The organism is Aquamicrobium terrae, from assembly GCF_040545735.1.
Lineage (GTDB): Bacteria > Pseudomonadota > Alphaproteobacteria > Rhizobiales > Rhizobiaceae > Mesorhizobium > Mesorhizobium terrae_A.
The window spans coordinates 35,081-48,593 of record NZ_JBEPML010000021.1 but is presented as its reverse complement, the minus strand read 5'-3'; the positions used below and the strand labels follow the sequence as shown (position 1 = coordinate 48,593).

Below are 13,513 nucleotides of genomic sequence, written 5' to 3'. Positions count from 1 at the left end.
TTTGCGGCAGGGGTTTATTGGATCCGAATTGCCCCACCCCTAACCCTTCCCAACAAGGGGGAGGGGAATTCTGCGACGGCAGCATCCAGTCGAATGTCGAAGATTGTTGCTGTGACGTCGGTGAAATCGTTCCCTACCCCCCTTGTGGGGAGGGGTTAAAGCATGTCGCCCGAAAGTGGGAACCGGTTTCGGGATAACGACATGCGTAAAAACAACAACTTAAAGCGTAAGGAGCGAATCCGGAAGATCGCGACGCGCTTTAGGGGTGGGGGGTACGACATGTAGAAAAGGGCCGCTCGAAAGCGGCCCTTTTCGCAGGCAGGGAACCCTTCCGGCCGTCAGTTGGCCTGGCAGAAATGGCGCAGCCCATCATAGCCCATGAAGGTGCCGCTGCGCGCATCGAAGCTGCGGTAGCGGTCCGAGCAATACCTGTACCATTCGGGGCTCCACGGCTCGTAGGACGCGCGATAATAATCGTCACGATAATAGCGGCGAACCGGCGCGGGGCGCGGCTCGCGGATGATGTAGGTGGGTTCCGGCTCGTAATAGCGCGGCTGGGAGGCAAGCGCTCCGCCGATCAGGGCGCCGGCGGCCAGCCCGATGACGCCGGCGGCGACCGCATCGCCGTTGGACCGGCTGTGATGGTGGTGATGGCGGCGCCAGTCGCGCGCTTCAGCCGCGGGGAGGGCAGTCGCCATGGTCGCGACGACCGCCGTCGACAACACGAATGCCTTGAAAAATCTGTTCATGACGGTCTCCTGTTCGCAGCCCCACCGCGTACGCGGCCCGATGTTGCCTGAACAGATAGTGGACCGTGCCTGAACGGCGGCTGAACGAAACGGTGCTTTACCCGTAAAAACGCAGCCGCCGGCCAGTTGTTCCGCGCAGCCTCAGCCGATGGTGAGGTTGACCGCCTTGGGGCCCTTGCCGCGCTTGTCCGGTTCGGTCTCGAACGTCACCTTCTGGCCGTCCTCCAGGCCGGGAAGGCCAGAAGCCTGTACGGCCGAGATGTGGACGAAGACGTCCTTGGCACCATCGTCTGGCGTGATAAAACCGAAACCCTTGGCGTGGTTGAAGAATTTTACGGTGCCGGTCTGCGGCATGGGATGCTCCCTTATAGTCCCATAGTCTTGTTCTCGGGTTTGCGAAGGCCCGAAGATCGAATTTGTGATTTATTTTGAGTTCATCGGCAACAAAAACTTTGTACCAGCAGGCTATTCAAGCCGTTAGTCAGCAAAGATTCTGGCGATGAAACCCAAAGGGCGCGGCAATAGCTGCCGCGCCCCCTGCCGGAACTGCAATCAGCAGTCGAAATCAGGCGGCGCGCAGATTGACCGCCTTCGGGCCCTTGCCCATGCGGTCGGGCTCGACGTCGAAGGTGACCTTCTGGCCATCGACGAGGGTGCGCATGCCCGAAGCTTCGATCGCCGAGATGTGGACGAAGACGTCCTTGGCGCCGTCTTCAGGCGTGATGAAGCCGAAGCCCTTGGTGGTGTTGAAGAATTTTACGGTACCGGTCTGGGACATTGGGAGAACTCCTTCACCCGTTCGTCGTTCTGGACCTCTTCCTGCCAGCGGCTGCCGGGCAAGGGGAAGTCCGGTGGTTGCTCGGCGGTCATGCATTCGCGCACGGGTAAACCCCCCGCCAGAAACGGGGCTGTCAGAGATTCACGATATCGGGGATAGGGTCGTCCAAAACGTTCCATTCTCCGGGATGCAAATACCCGAACGATGGACTTATCGCACGGTTTTGTGACTGTGGCAAGACGGCGCTATTTCAGGGCCAATCAGGCCAGTCTGCGGACCGATGAAAATCAACGACTTGCCGGTACCCGGCGGAACTGCCAGCATCGGTGCGCGTTGTTTGCGCTGCCCCAGGCAAATAGGAGAGGACAATCCATGAAGCTCAAAAGCGTTTTCGTGTCGGGAGTGGCGGTCCTGCTGACTTCCGGCCTGCTCGCGGCCTGTACCGTGGCGGTCGACGAGGGTCCCGGCTACCGCCCGCCGCCGCCACGTCCGCGTCCGCCGGCGCAGGCCTGCACCATGGAATACGCGCCGGTCTGCGGCGTGCGCGGCTCGGATAGCCGCACCTTCGGCAATAGCTGCCAGGCCAGGACCAACGGCTACCGCATCAGCCATCAGGGCGCATGCCGCTCCGGCGGTGACCGGCCCGGTTGGGGTGGGCGTCCCGGCTGGGGTGGGGGGCCCGGCACGCGTCCTCCCGAGCGCCCGTCGCGAGCCTGCACGCGCGAATTCGCGCCCGTCTGCGCTTCGAGCCGGGGCCAGCTGCGTACCTTCCCCAACGCCTGCGAGGCGCGCGCCGCCGAATGGCGGATCGTCCGTAGCGGTAGCTGCCGCTGATCGGTCGGCAAAGAGGAGGGGGCGGCATGGTCCGCCACCTCCTCTTTCTTTTTGCTGGAATTGCCTAGAGAGCGGCTTCCTTCTGCACGTCCAGGAAGGATTCGAATCCGCCATAGATCATGCGCTTGCCGTCGAAAGGCATGTTTTCCATGTCGCCTTTCAAACGTGGATCGGCCATCACCTTGGCAAGGATCTCGTCCCGGTCCTGGCGTGATTTGTAGACCACCCAGGAAAAGATCACGAGTTCGTCCTTGGCCTGCACCGCGCGCGGAAACGAGGTCAGCTCGCCATAGGGCACGTCGTCGCCCGTGCATTCGACATAGGCGAGCGCGCCGTGATCCATCCACACATCGGACGCCTTGCGGGCCATTTCCTTGTATTCGTCCAGCTTTGCCTGCGGCACGGCAAGCACGAAACCATCGACATAGGACATTGCTTCCTCCTTCAGCGTTGTCGTCCGGTTGCTTACTGATTGACGGGTGCGTTCATGGCCCAGTCGACGCCGAACGGGTCGCGCAGGCTGCCCCAGCGGTCGCCCCAGAACATCACGTCCAGCGGCATGACCACCTCGCAGCCGGCATCGACGGCGCGCTGCCACCACGAATCGATGGTGTCCGCCGTCAGGTGAAGCTGCATGGTGCAGGCCTGGATCGGCTGGTGCGGATGCCCGTGTTCCGGATAGGCATCGCACAGCATCAGGCTGGAGCCGTTGACGTAGAGATGGACATGCATGGTCCGGCCCTGTTCGTCCGGCGGCACGGCGAAGACCTGCTCGGCGCCGAAGGCCTTCTCGTAGAACGCGGCGGCTTTCAGCGCGCCGTCCAGTTGCAGGTAAGGGGTGAGGCCCCCGAGCGGCTTCGGCATCGGCGGGGCCTGGGGCTTCGCGTCGGCATTGGTCATGGGCATCTCCCGGGTCTGGGTTGAAAGCCCCCACAGGACGTATGACGAAGCGGCGGTCCGACACTGACGGCGGAAATTTTCCGCCGTCGCAGCAATCTACTTTCCGGGCTTCCCGGTTTTCGCGGGACGACGCCGGCGCTGGGCCGTATCCGACGGGTCCTCATAGGAGCCTATGCCGGCGCGCTCGCGGCGGATCGGCTTCACATCGTCCGGCTTGACCGGCTTGCGGCCTTCCACCGGCTTCTCCGTGCGGCCCACCGTCATTTCGTCGAGCGAATTCTTCCTGAACAGGGAAGGTTTAGCCTCGCTCACGCTGCCGCCGCTGCGCGGCTCGCTCCGTGGGCGCGCCGAACGGTCGGCGGCGGCCTGTCGGTCGCTCGAGCTTCCCCCGGCTTCACCGGGAATGCCGAAGTCCGAGCCATGCGCCTCCTGCGCCGACTGCTTCTTGAACAGCGAGCGCGAAACGGCTCCGGCCGGCGTCGTCATGTCGGTGCCCGGGCCCATGTCGTCCAGTGAGGGCTTGGCGAACAGCGGCTTCTTCACCGGCACGGCCCCGTCGGCGCCCATCTCGTCGAGATGCGGCTTGCGGAACAGGGAGTCGCCCTCGGTGCCGTCTTCCACGGCCCGGTGGCGGGCGCGGCCCTTGTTGTGCTTGCCCTTCTCGCGGCCGGAGACCGGACTTTCGGATTCCGCATATTTGGCCAGCGGGTCGTCGGCAACGGCCAGTTCCAGTTCGGTGAGCCGCTTGATCTCGTCGCGCAACCGCGCGGCCTCCTCGAAATTGAGGTCGGCGGCGGCGTCGCGCATCTTCTTTTGCAGGAACTCCAGATGGGCCTTGAGGTTGTTGCCCATCAACTGGCCGGCGTCGTCGGTGAACTGCGAGATGTCGGCGCGCACGTGATCCTTCTCGTAAACCGAGTCGAGGATGTCGGCGATGCGCGACTTGACCGATTCCGGCGTGATGCCGTTGGCCTCGTTGTATTCGAGCTGCTTCTCGCGGCGGCGATTGGTCTCGGCCATCGCCCGTTCCATCGAGCCGGTGATCTGGTCGGCGTAGAGGATGACCTTGCCGTCGACATTGCGCGCGGCGCGGCCAATGGTCTGGATCAGCGAGGTTTCGGAGCGCAGGAAGCCTTCCTTGTCAGCGTCGAGAATGGCGACGAAGCCGCATTCGGGAATATCCAGGCCCTCGCGCAGCAGGTTGATGCCGACCAGCACGTCGAACGCGCCGAGGCGCAGGTCGCGCAGGATCTCGATGCGCTCCAGCGTGTCGATGTCGGAGTGCATGTAGCGCACGCGGATGCCCTGCTCGTGCAGATATTCGGTGAGGTCCTCGGCCATGCGCTTGGTCAGCACCGTCACCAGCGTGCGATAGCCTTTCTTCGTCGTCTCGCGGATTTCGCCCAGAACGTCGTCCACCTGGCTCTTGGCCGGGCGCACCTCGACCGGCGGGTCGATCAGGCCGGTCGGGCGAATGACCTGCTCGGCGAAGACGCCGCCGGACTGCTCAAGCTCCCAGCCGCCGGGCGTCGCCGACACGGCGACGGTGAGCGGGCGCATGGCGTCCCATTCCTCGAAGCGCAGCGGCCGGTTGTCCATGCAGGAGGGCAGGCGGAAGCCGTATTCGGCGAGCGTCGCCTTGCGGCGGAAGTCGCCGCGATACATGCCGCCGATCTGCGGAACGGTGACGTGGCTTTCGTCGATGAAGATCAGGGCGTTGTCGGGCACATATTCGAACAGCGTCGGTGGTGGGTCGCCGGGCTGGCGACCGGTGAGATAGCGCGAATAGTTCTCGATGCCGGCGCAGGAGCCCGTCGCCTCCAGCATCTCCAGGTCGAAGCGGGTGCGCTGCTCCAGCCGCTGCGCTTCCAGCAGGCGCCCAGCCCTTTCAAGCTCCTGCAGGCGTTGCTTCAGCTCTTCCTTGATCGACTTGATGGCCTGATTCAAGGTCGGGCGCGGCGTCACATAGTGCGAGTTGGCGTAAATCTTTACGCTCTTGAGCTCGCCGGTCTTGCTGCCGGTCAGCGGGTCGAACTCGGTGATCGCCTCGATCTCGTCGCCGAACAGCGAGATGCGCCAGGCGCGGTCCTCAAGGTGGGCCGGGAAGATTTCGATGGTGTCGCCGCGCACGCGGAACGAGCCGCGCACGAAATTCGCATCCTGCCGCTTGTATTGCTGGGCGACGAGGTCGGCGAGAAGCTGGCGCTGGTCCAGACGGTCGCCGATCGTCATCTGGAAGGTCATCGCCGTGTAGGTCTCGACCGAGCCGATACCGTAGATGCACGACACCGAGGCGACGATGATCACGTCGTCGCGCTCCAGCAGAGAGCGCGTGGCCGAGTGGCGCATGCGGTCGATCTGTTCGTTGATGGAGGATTCCTTCTCGATGTAGGTATCCGTCCGCGGCACATAGGCCTCGGGCTGGTAATAATCGTAGTAGGAGACGAAATATTCCACCGCGTTGTTCGGGAAGAACTTCTTGAACTCGGCATAGAGCTGGGCGGCCAGCGTCTTGTTGGGCGCGAGGATCAGGGCGGGGCGCTGCGTCTCCTCGATTACCTTGGCCATAGTGAAGGTCTTGCCCGAGCCGGTGACGCCGAGCAGGACCTGCGTGCGGTCCTCGTTGGAGACGCCTTCGACAAGGTCCTTGATCGCGGTCGGCTGGTCGCCGCGCGGCTCGAATTCCGACTCCATGCGGATCGCGATGCCGCCTTCGGATTTTTCCGGGCGGGCAGGGCGGTGCGGCGCCCATAAAACGCCGTTCTTGTGCAGCGGATTGCCGCTCTCGATCAGGTCGGCCAGCGCCTGCACCGTGGCGGTTACGCCGGAATTGGAAATCGTCCCGGCGTCTTCCAGCGAGATGTCGAGGCCGGCCACCGGGTTTAGGCCGACGGCCGCGCGCTCCTTGGCCGAAGCCGCGCCGCCCATCGAGGTGCCGCGCGCGGTGCGGGTGGGCGAGGCCGACCGGGCCGGGATCTTCCTGGCGGGCTTGGTGCCGGTCTTGTCCTCCTTGCGGGGAGGCCCGGACTGCGGTGCGGGGGCGCTCCCCCGCTGGTCCGCTTCCCTCGAAATCTGCTCGGCCCAGTCCGAGATCGAGCCGGACAGGGCCGTGCCCGACAGCGGCGGCTGCGGGGCTTCGGCGAAGCCGCCCTTGTGCAGCGGCTCGCTGGCATCCATGAAATCGGTCAGGGGGCTGCGCCGCTTGGGCTGCGCCTGCTTGTCGGGAGATTTGGCCATGGCCCCGAATATGGGTGGACTCGGTTCAAATGGAAAGGGGGCGCCCTGCCCGGAAAGCGGTCCCGGCGGCTCTGCTGACAGGAGGCTGTCAGGAGCGTTTCAGCCGAAGCGCAGCTTCATGGCAAGGATGGCGCCGACGAACAGCAGCGTCAGCACATTGGCGACGATGACCGGCCATGAGCCGATGAGCACGCCATAGACCGCCCAGAGCGCCACGCCTGCCGCGATCGAGCCGGTGGCGATAAGCGAGATGTTGTCGGCCTTGCGCTCGCGCGCCAGCTTGACAACCTGAGGAACCCAGCCGAGCGTGGTGATGAAGGCGGCCAGCGCGCCTATGATTTCAATCCAGTGATGCAAGGTGGGGGCTCCGAACAGTGCCGCTCATCCTATGCCAGATTTCGCCGTCGCGGGGAAGCAGCCCAGGGGCTGGCCCAACGAAACAAAATGTGTCCTCAGCGGGTTTTTCTTGGCGCTTTCCGTGATCGTCGGGAGGGGAGGACTGTGGTGCCGGCGTGGCTGTCACATTGCTCGCCCGGAACCGCTCCAACCGACTCGATTTGCGCGCTTGGAGCATGTCGCAAACGGGCTGCGCGACGGCATCGCTTCCACCGGCTCCAGGACAATGTGTCGGAATTAAGCCGCTGATTACGTTTGGAAAAGTTACCCTTCGTGATTTGAAATCGAGGGCAGGCTCCATAGGTTCCGGGGGTGTCGCGGGGCGGCCGGCTTGTCCGGCACCTCTGGCCAAAACCGCTGAAAACGGGAGTTCCCGACATGAAGAAGACCCTTGCCACCGCCAGTGCCCTCCTTGCCCTTCTCAGCACCGCCTATGCGGCGACCGTACAGGGCACGATTCAGGCGGTCGACCCGGAAACCAAGTCGATCACCCTCGACGACGGCAAGATCTACCAGTTGCCCGCCGAGGCCGCCGTCGACCAGCTTGCGGTCGGCACCAAGGTGGTGGTGACCGTGGACGATACCACCGGCACCGTGACGTCGATCGAGGCCGCCGCTTCATAGCGGGTTTGCATATCCGCGCGTTTCAGGCCGGTCCCGTCGGGGCCGGCCATTTCATGTCGGCTGCAATCGCCGCTTGCCGAATCCGCCGGGTCCGCGCTTCAATAGATGGCGCGGAGCTTCGGGAGGAGGCGTGTGAAGGTCGGGGTGATCCTCAATCCGGTGGCCGGCGGCGGCCAGCTCAAGGACCATTGGCCTCAGGTGATGGCCGAACTGCGCACGCAGTTCCCGGAGGTCGAGGTGCGCGAGACGCAAGGCGCGGGCGATGCCGAAAGGCTGGCGCTCGATCTTGCGATGTCGGGTTGCCGGCTGGTGATCGCCGCCGGCGGGGACGGCACGGCCAGCGAGGTGGCCGATGGTCTCCTGCTCGCCCGGCGCGAGGGCGTGAAGAACACGGAACTGGCCCTGCTGCCCTGCGGCACCGGATCGGACTTCGCGCGCGGCTTCGGCCTGCCGCGCGATGCGGCCGGGTTGCTCCGGCATATTGCCGGGGCCAAGAGCCGCCAGATCGATGTCGGGCGCATCTCCTTCGTCGACGACCATGGCGCGCTGTCCAGCCGCCATTTCATCAACATCGCCAGCCTCGGCCTGTCGGGCGTCACCGTGCGGGCGGTGAATGCAGACAAGCGCAAGGGGAGGGTGTCGGCCAAGGCGCTGTTCTACTGGCGCACCATCGGCTCGTTCCTGCGCTATCGGTTCCAGACCGTCCGCATCACGCTGGACGATGGGGAGCCGGTCGAGGCGTGCGTGGCGCTGGTGGCGGTGGCCAACGGCCGCTTCTTCGGGGCCGGGATGATGGTCGCGCCCGATGCGGAGATGGATGACGGCTGGTTCGACGTGGTCATCGTGCGCGCCGCCGGCAAGCCCGGCCTGATCCGCGATCTGACCCAGCTCTATGGCGGGCGCCACCGCAACCACCCGGCGGTGACCATGGTGCGCGCCAGGAAGGTGCTGGTGGAGCCGGTCGGAAGCGCCATGGCCGACGGTGCCCTGCTCGACATAGACGGGGAGTCGCCGGGCCGCATTCCGGCGACGTTCGAGGTGCTGCCGCGCGCACTGACCTTGAGATGCTGATTCAACAGGTTGCGAAATCGATTCCGCAAGGCGATGCAATCGCTTGATTTCATTGAACCGTTTCGTCCGGCCGTTGACGCGTCCCTGTCGCGAAGCTACGGCAGGATGAAGCAAACGTCCCGGAGGTCAGGCATGGTGCAATATGTGAACGGCGCGCCGCAGGGGGAACTCACGCTGCGCACGCTGGCCATGCCGGCGGACGCCAATGCGGCCGGCGACATCTTCGGCGGCTGGGTGATGGCGCAGATGGACCTTGCCTGCGGCATCCGTGCCGCCGAGCGCGCCCGCGGACGGGTGGTGACGGCGGCGGTGAAGGAAATGTCCTTCGCCAAGCCGGTCAAGATCGGCGACACGCTGTGCATCTACACGCATGTCGAGCGCGTCGGCCGCAGCTCGATCACGCTGAAGGTCGAGGCGTGGGCGCAGCGCTATCTGTCCGAGTTGATGGAAATGGTCACCCACGCCGATTTCGTCATGGTTGCGCTGGATGGCGAGGGCAAGCCGACGCCGGTGCCGGCGGAATAGGGCAGCCTTGCCCCACCTTACTGTTTCGGCGTGCTGTCGAATTGCTCGCGGGCGGCGTTGATGCGGCCGGTATTGGCGCGGGCCCAGTCGGCCAGCGCGGTGACCGGAATCAGAAGCTCGCGGCCGAGGTCGGTCAGTTCATAGTCGACGCGCGGCGGGATGGTCGGGAAGACGGTGCGGGTGGCGAAACCGTCGCGTTCGAGACTGCGCAGCGTCGTGGTCAGCATCTTCTGTGAGATGCCGCCGATGGCATGGCGCAATTCGTTGAAGCGCATCGGTCCGCTGCCGAGCATCGACACGACCAGCACGGTCCACTTGTCACCCACGCGTTGCAGCACCGCGCTGACAGCCCGGCAATCCTCGCTGCGGTGATGGTGCCTTGGTTTCAAAAAAGTGCCTCCTTGCGTGGCGGTATCCTGGTTACATAAATAGCGTCGGTTTCCTTTTTATACCACCATCAACGGAGAACATGCATGTCATCTTCCAAAGCCAGGCTGGCCGTGGTCATCGGCTCGATCCGGGCGAAGCGCTTTGCCGACAAGCCCGCCCGCTGGATCGCCGACCTCATCAATAGCCGTGACGACGTCGAGGCGGAGATCGTCGACCTGAAGGACTATCCGATGGCGATGTTCGCGGAGGACACGTCGCCGCTGTGGGGACCTTCCAAGGATGAGCATGCGTTGCGCTGGCAGGCGAAGATGGCCACGTTCGACGGCTACGTCTTCACCGCCGCCGAGTACAACCACGCCCCGACCGGGGTGCTCAAGAACGCGCTCGACTATCTCGGCTCCCAGGTGTTCCGCAAGCCGGCCGGCTTCGTCGGCTATGGCGGCGTCGGCGGCGCGCGGGCTGTGGAGCAGTTGCGGATGATCGCGGTGGAATTGCAGATGGCGCCGGTGCGGGCGGCCGTGCACATCCAGTTGCCCGACTATGTCGCCATCCAGCAGGGACAGGATATTGCCGAACTGGCGCATCTGCGCACCAGCGCCGATGCGCTGCTGGCCGACATGGCGTGGTGGGCCAAGGCGCTGCGCGCCGCGCGGGACGCCGAGGAACGCGCCGAGGCGGCCTGACGAGGCCACAAAACACGGATGCAAGAAGAAGGGCCTGTGCGGTTGCACAGGCCCTTTTTGCCGGATCAGTTGGCCGGCAGCTTGGTCGCCAGCACCTTGTCGATGCGGCGGCCGTCCAGGTCGACCACCTCGAAGCGCCAGCCCTGCGCGTCCACCGTCTCGCCGGTGGCGGGCAGGTGGTGCATGTGCGACAGGATATAGCCGGCCACGGTTTCGTAATCGCGGTTCTCCGGCAGGTCGATGCCCATCATGTCGGCCATTTCGTCGGCCTGCATGTAGCCGGCCAGCAGCCAGGAGCCATCCTCGCGCTGCACGGCGGTGTCTTCGGTATCGTCCTCGTCGAGGTCGGATCGGAACACGCCGGTGATGGCTTCCAGAATGTCGGCAGGGGTCACCACGCCTTCGAAATGGCCGTATTCGTCATGGACGAGCGCCATCGGCATGTCGGCTTCCTTGAGCTTGGCCAGCACGTCCAGCGCATCGGCCTGGTCGTGCACGATGGGCGCCTCGCGCACATGCTTGCGCGCATCCAGCGGCTTGCCGGCCAGCAAGGTGGCCAGGATGTCGCGGGTCTGGACGACGCCGATCATGTTGTCGACATTGCCGTCGGCCGCCGGCAGGCGCGAATGCTGGCTTTCCATCAGCAGGCGGCGAATGGCCGCCTCGTCCGACTGGATGTTGAGCCAGTCGACATCGGTGCGCGGGGTCATCACCGCGCGCACGGCGCGGTCGCCCAGCCGCATCACGCCGGCGATCATGCGCCGCTCGTCGGATTCGATGGTGCCCTGGTGCTCGGCTTCCGCCACGATCATCTTGATCTCTTCGTCGGTGACCCGCTCCTCGCTCTCGCCGCGCTGGCCGAGCAGCCACAGCACCGAGCGGCCGGACAGGTCGAGCAGCCACACCAGCGGCGCCGAAATGGTGGCCAGCATGGCCATCGGCCCCGCGACCCTGGAGGCGACGCGTTCCGGATCGCGCAGGGCGATCTGCTTGGGCACCAGTTCGCCGATGATGAGCGAGGCATAGGTGATGACCGCCACCACGATGCCGACGCCGAGCGTATGGGCGAGACCGGTCGACATGCCCGATTCGACCAGCACCTTCGACAGGCGGTCGCCCAGCGTGGCGCCCGAGAACGCGCCCGAAAGCACGCCGACCAGCGTGATGCCGATCTGCACGGTCGACAGGAACTTGCCGGGATTGGCGCCCAGTTCCAGCGCGCGCGCCGCGCCGCGCACATTGCGGTCGATCATGGTCTTCAGCCGCGCGGGCCGGGAAGAAACGATCGCCAGTTCCGACATGGCCAACAGGCCGTTCACGCAGATGAGGACGACCACGATGGCGATTTCAATGTATAGCATGAATGCTCATTAGCATTCCCGATGCCTCTTGGAAAAGAGAGCAAATCGGGCTTCGTATATCGTCGCCGATCCGGCCGCTTTTTTCAGCGGCAGGCGCGATAGCCGCTCTTGCGGCTCTTGATGTCGAAATGGAAATGGTTGCGGTGGTCGTAGTTGTAGCCCGGCCCGAGCACCGTGGTGAAATAGGAGCAACCGTCGGCGCGCACGGTGTTCAGCAGGCCGCGCTCGCGGAAGGCGAAAAGGCCGGGCTTGCGCACGTCGATCACCTTGCCGTTGTTCAGCTCGATGGCCATCACGTCGAGCGCATTGCCCTTACCGTGCTCGGAGAGCACGCCTTCGCCCCGTATCTTGCGGCAGGAATAGCTCGAGCCCTGGCGGATGGACTTGACGCCGCTGAAATAGCGCCAGCGCGCGGCCGATGTCAGCTCGTTGCGGGTCCAGCTCGCGAAGCTGGCCGCCATGGCGCAGGTGAGCGTCGCGGCCGGCTTCATCTCGATATTGCCGATCGCCGAGACCTTGACCGGATGGGCGATGCCGCACTGGCCGCCGTCGCTGATCGGAGCAAGGTCGGTATAGGCCACGCGCAGCCGCTTCAGCTCCCTGCGGCAATCCACCTCGTCCGGCGATAGCTGGTTGGTCGGCGACAGGGGCCGGTCGAAGCGCGGATAGGCGGCGGTCATGTAGGGATTGGAGGGGACCAGCGCCTGCATGCCGACGCCGGGCTGTACGCCCGATGTGGTGCCGACGTCGACGGCGGGCTGGAGATCGAACACACTGCCGGTGTTGCAGGCCGAAACGCCGGCCACCGCCGCCAGGGCGGCAATGGCTGCCAGAAACCGGCCGAGGCGCCGCCCATAGGGGGCGCCGGGCATTGCGCTGCGGGGCGTGCCTGCCATGGCGATGAACTCTGTTTCCTTGGAAAGCAGAGCCTAACCGTCAAGGGTAAAGGAAAGATCAGCGCCGCCATTCATGCCTGTGGCCGCATTGGGGCAGGCCGCCTCGTGGCCTCTCACTGGCAGAAGGTCGAGCCGTTGCGGCGCGGCGCAAGGTCCAGATGCAGGTGCGTTTCATGATCGGCATCGCTGCCGGGTCCGAGCACGGTCTTGAACGGGCCGCAGGCGGCCTTGCGGATGCGGTCGAGAAATTTCCCCTGCTTTTCCGCAGGCGCGAGGCCGACCTCGACGCTGCTCTTGTCCTTGAGGGTGAAGGAGGCGATATCCAGCGCATTGCCGAAGGCATGTTCCGACATTTTCGCGCCGTTGTGGCGCGGGCGGCAGACATAGGCGGAAGCGTGGGTGACGCCGGCCACCTCCGAACCCATGATCTCCCTGGCCGCCGGCTGCACGACGTCGGCCATGAAGCGCGCGAGGGTCTCGGCCATGGCGCAGTTCAGCTCCGCTTTCGGAGCCAGTTCGACGGGTTTGCCGAGGCTGGTGACGATAACCGGGTAGGGGATCGAGCAGCCGGCAGCCGCGTCGTGCTGTGCCGGCTCGTCCTCGAACGCGACGCCCATGGCGCGCAATCTCTTGCGGCAGGCCTCCTCCTCGGCCGGCATCTTTTCGGCGGCAACCATGCCCGAACGCGGATCAGGCTGCGGGGTGGGCCGCTTGTCCTCGGCTTTTTCCGGTTCGTCCGGCTTGCTTTCGGGCGGCTTGCTTTCGGATGGCTGCTTTTCGGGCGGCTTGGCTTCCGGCACGGGCGCCTGGCTGGGTGGAGAGGCTGGCTGCGGCGCGTCGTCCGGCCGGGGCTCCGGTGTCGGCGTTTCCGTCTGGGAGGCAATATCGGGCTGTGGGGTCCGTTCGGCAAGCATTTCGGGCACGGGCGCCGATTGCGGCAGCCGCACAGGCTGGCGCCTTGCGACAGCGGGCTGCGCCATCAGGCAGGCAAGGATCAACAGGGACAGGGAACGAAATCGCGAAACGGCCATCGCATCCAAACGGGTACGGGCCCGCGCGGTTGCAGCGA

The 13,513-nt window shown here is 65.1% G+C and carries 16 protein-coding genes; 5 read left to right on the top strand and 11 right to left on the bottom strand.

Features of this window, described 5'->3' with window-relative positions; translation table 11 throughout:
- Positions 1–338: 338 nt before the first annotated feature.
- The 3 genes from ABID37_RS21880 to ABID37_RS21870 all read right to left on the bottom strand — a co-directional run bounded on the left by ABID37_RS21880 (position 339) and on the right by ABID37_RS21870 (position 1,527).
- A complete protein-coding gene (locus ABID37_RS21880) occupies positions 339–749 on the bottom strand; it encodes a BA14K family protein (RefSeq protein WP_354198659.1) in 411 nt (136 codons plus the stop codon).
- A gap of 141 nt (positions 750–890) precedes the next feature.
- Entirely contained in the window at positions 891–1,103 is a 213-nt protein-coding gene (locus ABID37_RS21875; protein WP_035028221.1) for a cold-shock protein, read from the bottom strand.
- Positions 1,104–1,314: 211 nt separating this feature from the next.
- Positions 1,315–1,527 (bottom strand): cold-shock protein, encoded by a 213-nt coding sequence (locus ABID37_RS21870; RefSeq protein WP_354198657.1) that lies wholly within the window; start codon positions 1,525–1,527, stop codon positions 1,315–1,317.
- A 372-nt stretch (positions 1,528–1,899) separates the two neighbouring features.
- Between ABID37_RS21870 and ABID37_RS21865 the strand changes: the two genes are divergently transcribed.
- Complete coding sequence (locus ABID37_RS21865) at positions 1,900–2,361, top strand: Kazal-type serine protease inhibitor family protein (RefSeq protein ID WP_354198655.1); 462 nt, start codon at positions 1,900–1,902, stop codon at positions 2,359–2,361.
- A 64-nt stretch (positions 2,362–2,425) separates the two neighbouring features.
- Here ABID37_RS21865 and ABID37_RS21860 read toward each other — a convergent pair whose 3' ends face one another.
- From ABID37_RS21860 to ABID37_RS21845, 4 genes are all read right to left on the bottom strand, one after another.
- Positions 2,426–2,794, bottom strand: coding sequence for a DUF1428 domain-containing protein (locus ABID37_RS21860; protein ID WP_354198653.1), 369 nt, complete (start codon positions 2,792–2,794; stop codon positions 2,426–2,428).
- A gap of 32 nt (positions 2,795–2,826) precedes the next feature.
- Positions 2,827–3,261, bottom strand: a complete 435-nt coding sequence (locus tag ABID37_RS21855) for a VOC family protein (RefSeq protein ID WP_354198651.1) — start codon at positions 3,259–3,261, stop codon at positions 2,827–2,829.
- 96 nt (positions 3,262–3,357) lie between these two features.
- On the bottom strand, positions 3,358–6,498 hold the full coding sequence (gene uvrB, locus ABID37_RS21850; protein WP_354198649.1) for an excinuclease ABC subunit UvrB: 3,141 nt from the start codon (positions 6,496–6,498) through the stop codon (positions 3,358–3,360).
- Positions 6,499–6,597: 99 nt separating this feature from the next.
- A complete protein-coding gene (locus ABID37_RS21845) occupies positions 6,598–6,855 on the bottom strand; it encodes a SemiSWEET family sugar transporter (RefSeq protein ID WP_354198647.1) in 258 nt (85 codons plus the stop codon).
- 417 nt (positions 6,856–7,272) lie between these two features.
- On the opposite strand from ABID37_RS21845, the gene ABID37_RS21840 reads away from it, so the two are divergent.
- From ABID37_RS21840 to ABID37_RS21830, 3 genes are all read left to right on the top strand, one after another.
- A complete protein-coding gene (locus ABID37_RS21840) occupies positions 7,273–7,518 on the top strand; it encodes a DUF1344 domain-containing protein (RefSeq protein WP_354198645.1) in 246 nt (81 codons plus the stop codon).
- A gap of 132 nt (positions 7,519–7,650) precedes the next feature.
- Positions 7,651–8,589 carry a diacylglycerol/lipid kinase family protein gene (locus tag ABID37_RS21835; RefSeq protein ID WP_354198643.1) on the top strand — a complete coding sequence of 313 codons (939 nt, stop codon included), beginning with the start codon at positions 7,651–7,653 and terminating at the stop codon, positions 8,587–8,589.
- Positions 8,590–8,721: 132 nt separating this feature from the next.
- Positions 8,722–9,114: an acyl-CoA thioesterase gene (locus ABID37_RS21830; protein ID WP_354198641.1), complete on the top strand. Its 393-nt coding sequence runs from the start codon at positions 8,722–8,724 to the stop codon at positions 9,112–9,114.
- A gap of 17 nt (positions 9,115–9,131) precedes the next feature.
- Here ABID37_RS21830 and ABID37_RS21825 read toward each other — a convergent pair whose 3' ends face one another.
- Positions 9,132–9,503 (bottom strand): winged helix-turn-helix transcriptional regulator, encoded by a 372-nt coding sequence (locus tag ABID37_RS21825; protein ID WP_354198639.1) that lies wholly within the window; start codon positions 9,501–9,503, stop codon positions 9,132–9,134.
- 84 nt (positions 9,504–9,587) lie between these two features.
- Here ABID37_RS21825 and ABID37_RS21820 point away from each other — a divergent pair, with 84 nt between their 5' ends.
- Positions 9,588–10,187, top strand: a complete 600-nt coding sequence (locus ABID37_RS21820) for an NADPH-dependent FMN reductase (protein ID WP_354198637.1) — start codon at positions 9,588–9,590, stop codon at positions 10,185–10,187.
- Between the two features lie 65 nt (positions 10,188–10,252).
- On the opposite strand, the gene ABID37_RS21815 is transcribed toward ABID37_RS21820, so the two are convergent.
- The 3 genes from ABID37_RS21815 to ABID37_RS21805 form a co-directional block, all read right to left on the bottom strand.
- Positions 10,253–11,548, bottom strand: a complete 1,296-nt coding sequence (locus ABID37_RS21815) for a hemolysin family protein (protein ID WP_354198635.1) — start codon at positions 11,546–11,548, stop codon at positions 10,253–10,255.
- 83 nt (positions 11,549–11,631) lie between these two features.
- Entirely contained in the window at positions 11,632–12,444 is an 813-nt protein-coding gene (locus ABID37_RS21810; RefSeq protein WP_435521614.1) for an extensin-like domain-containing protein, read from the bottom strand.
- A 113-nt stretch (positions 12,445–12,557) separates the two neighbouring features.
- Positions 12,558–13,475 carry an extensin-like domain-containing protein gene (locus ABID37_RS21805; RefSeq protein WP_354198633.1) on the bottom strand — a complete coding sequence of 306 codons (918 nt, stop codon included), beginning with the start codon at positions 13,473–13,475 and terminating at the stop codon, positions 12,558–12,560.
- Between the last annotated feature and the right edge of the window lie 38 nt (positions 13,476–13,513).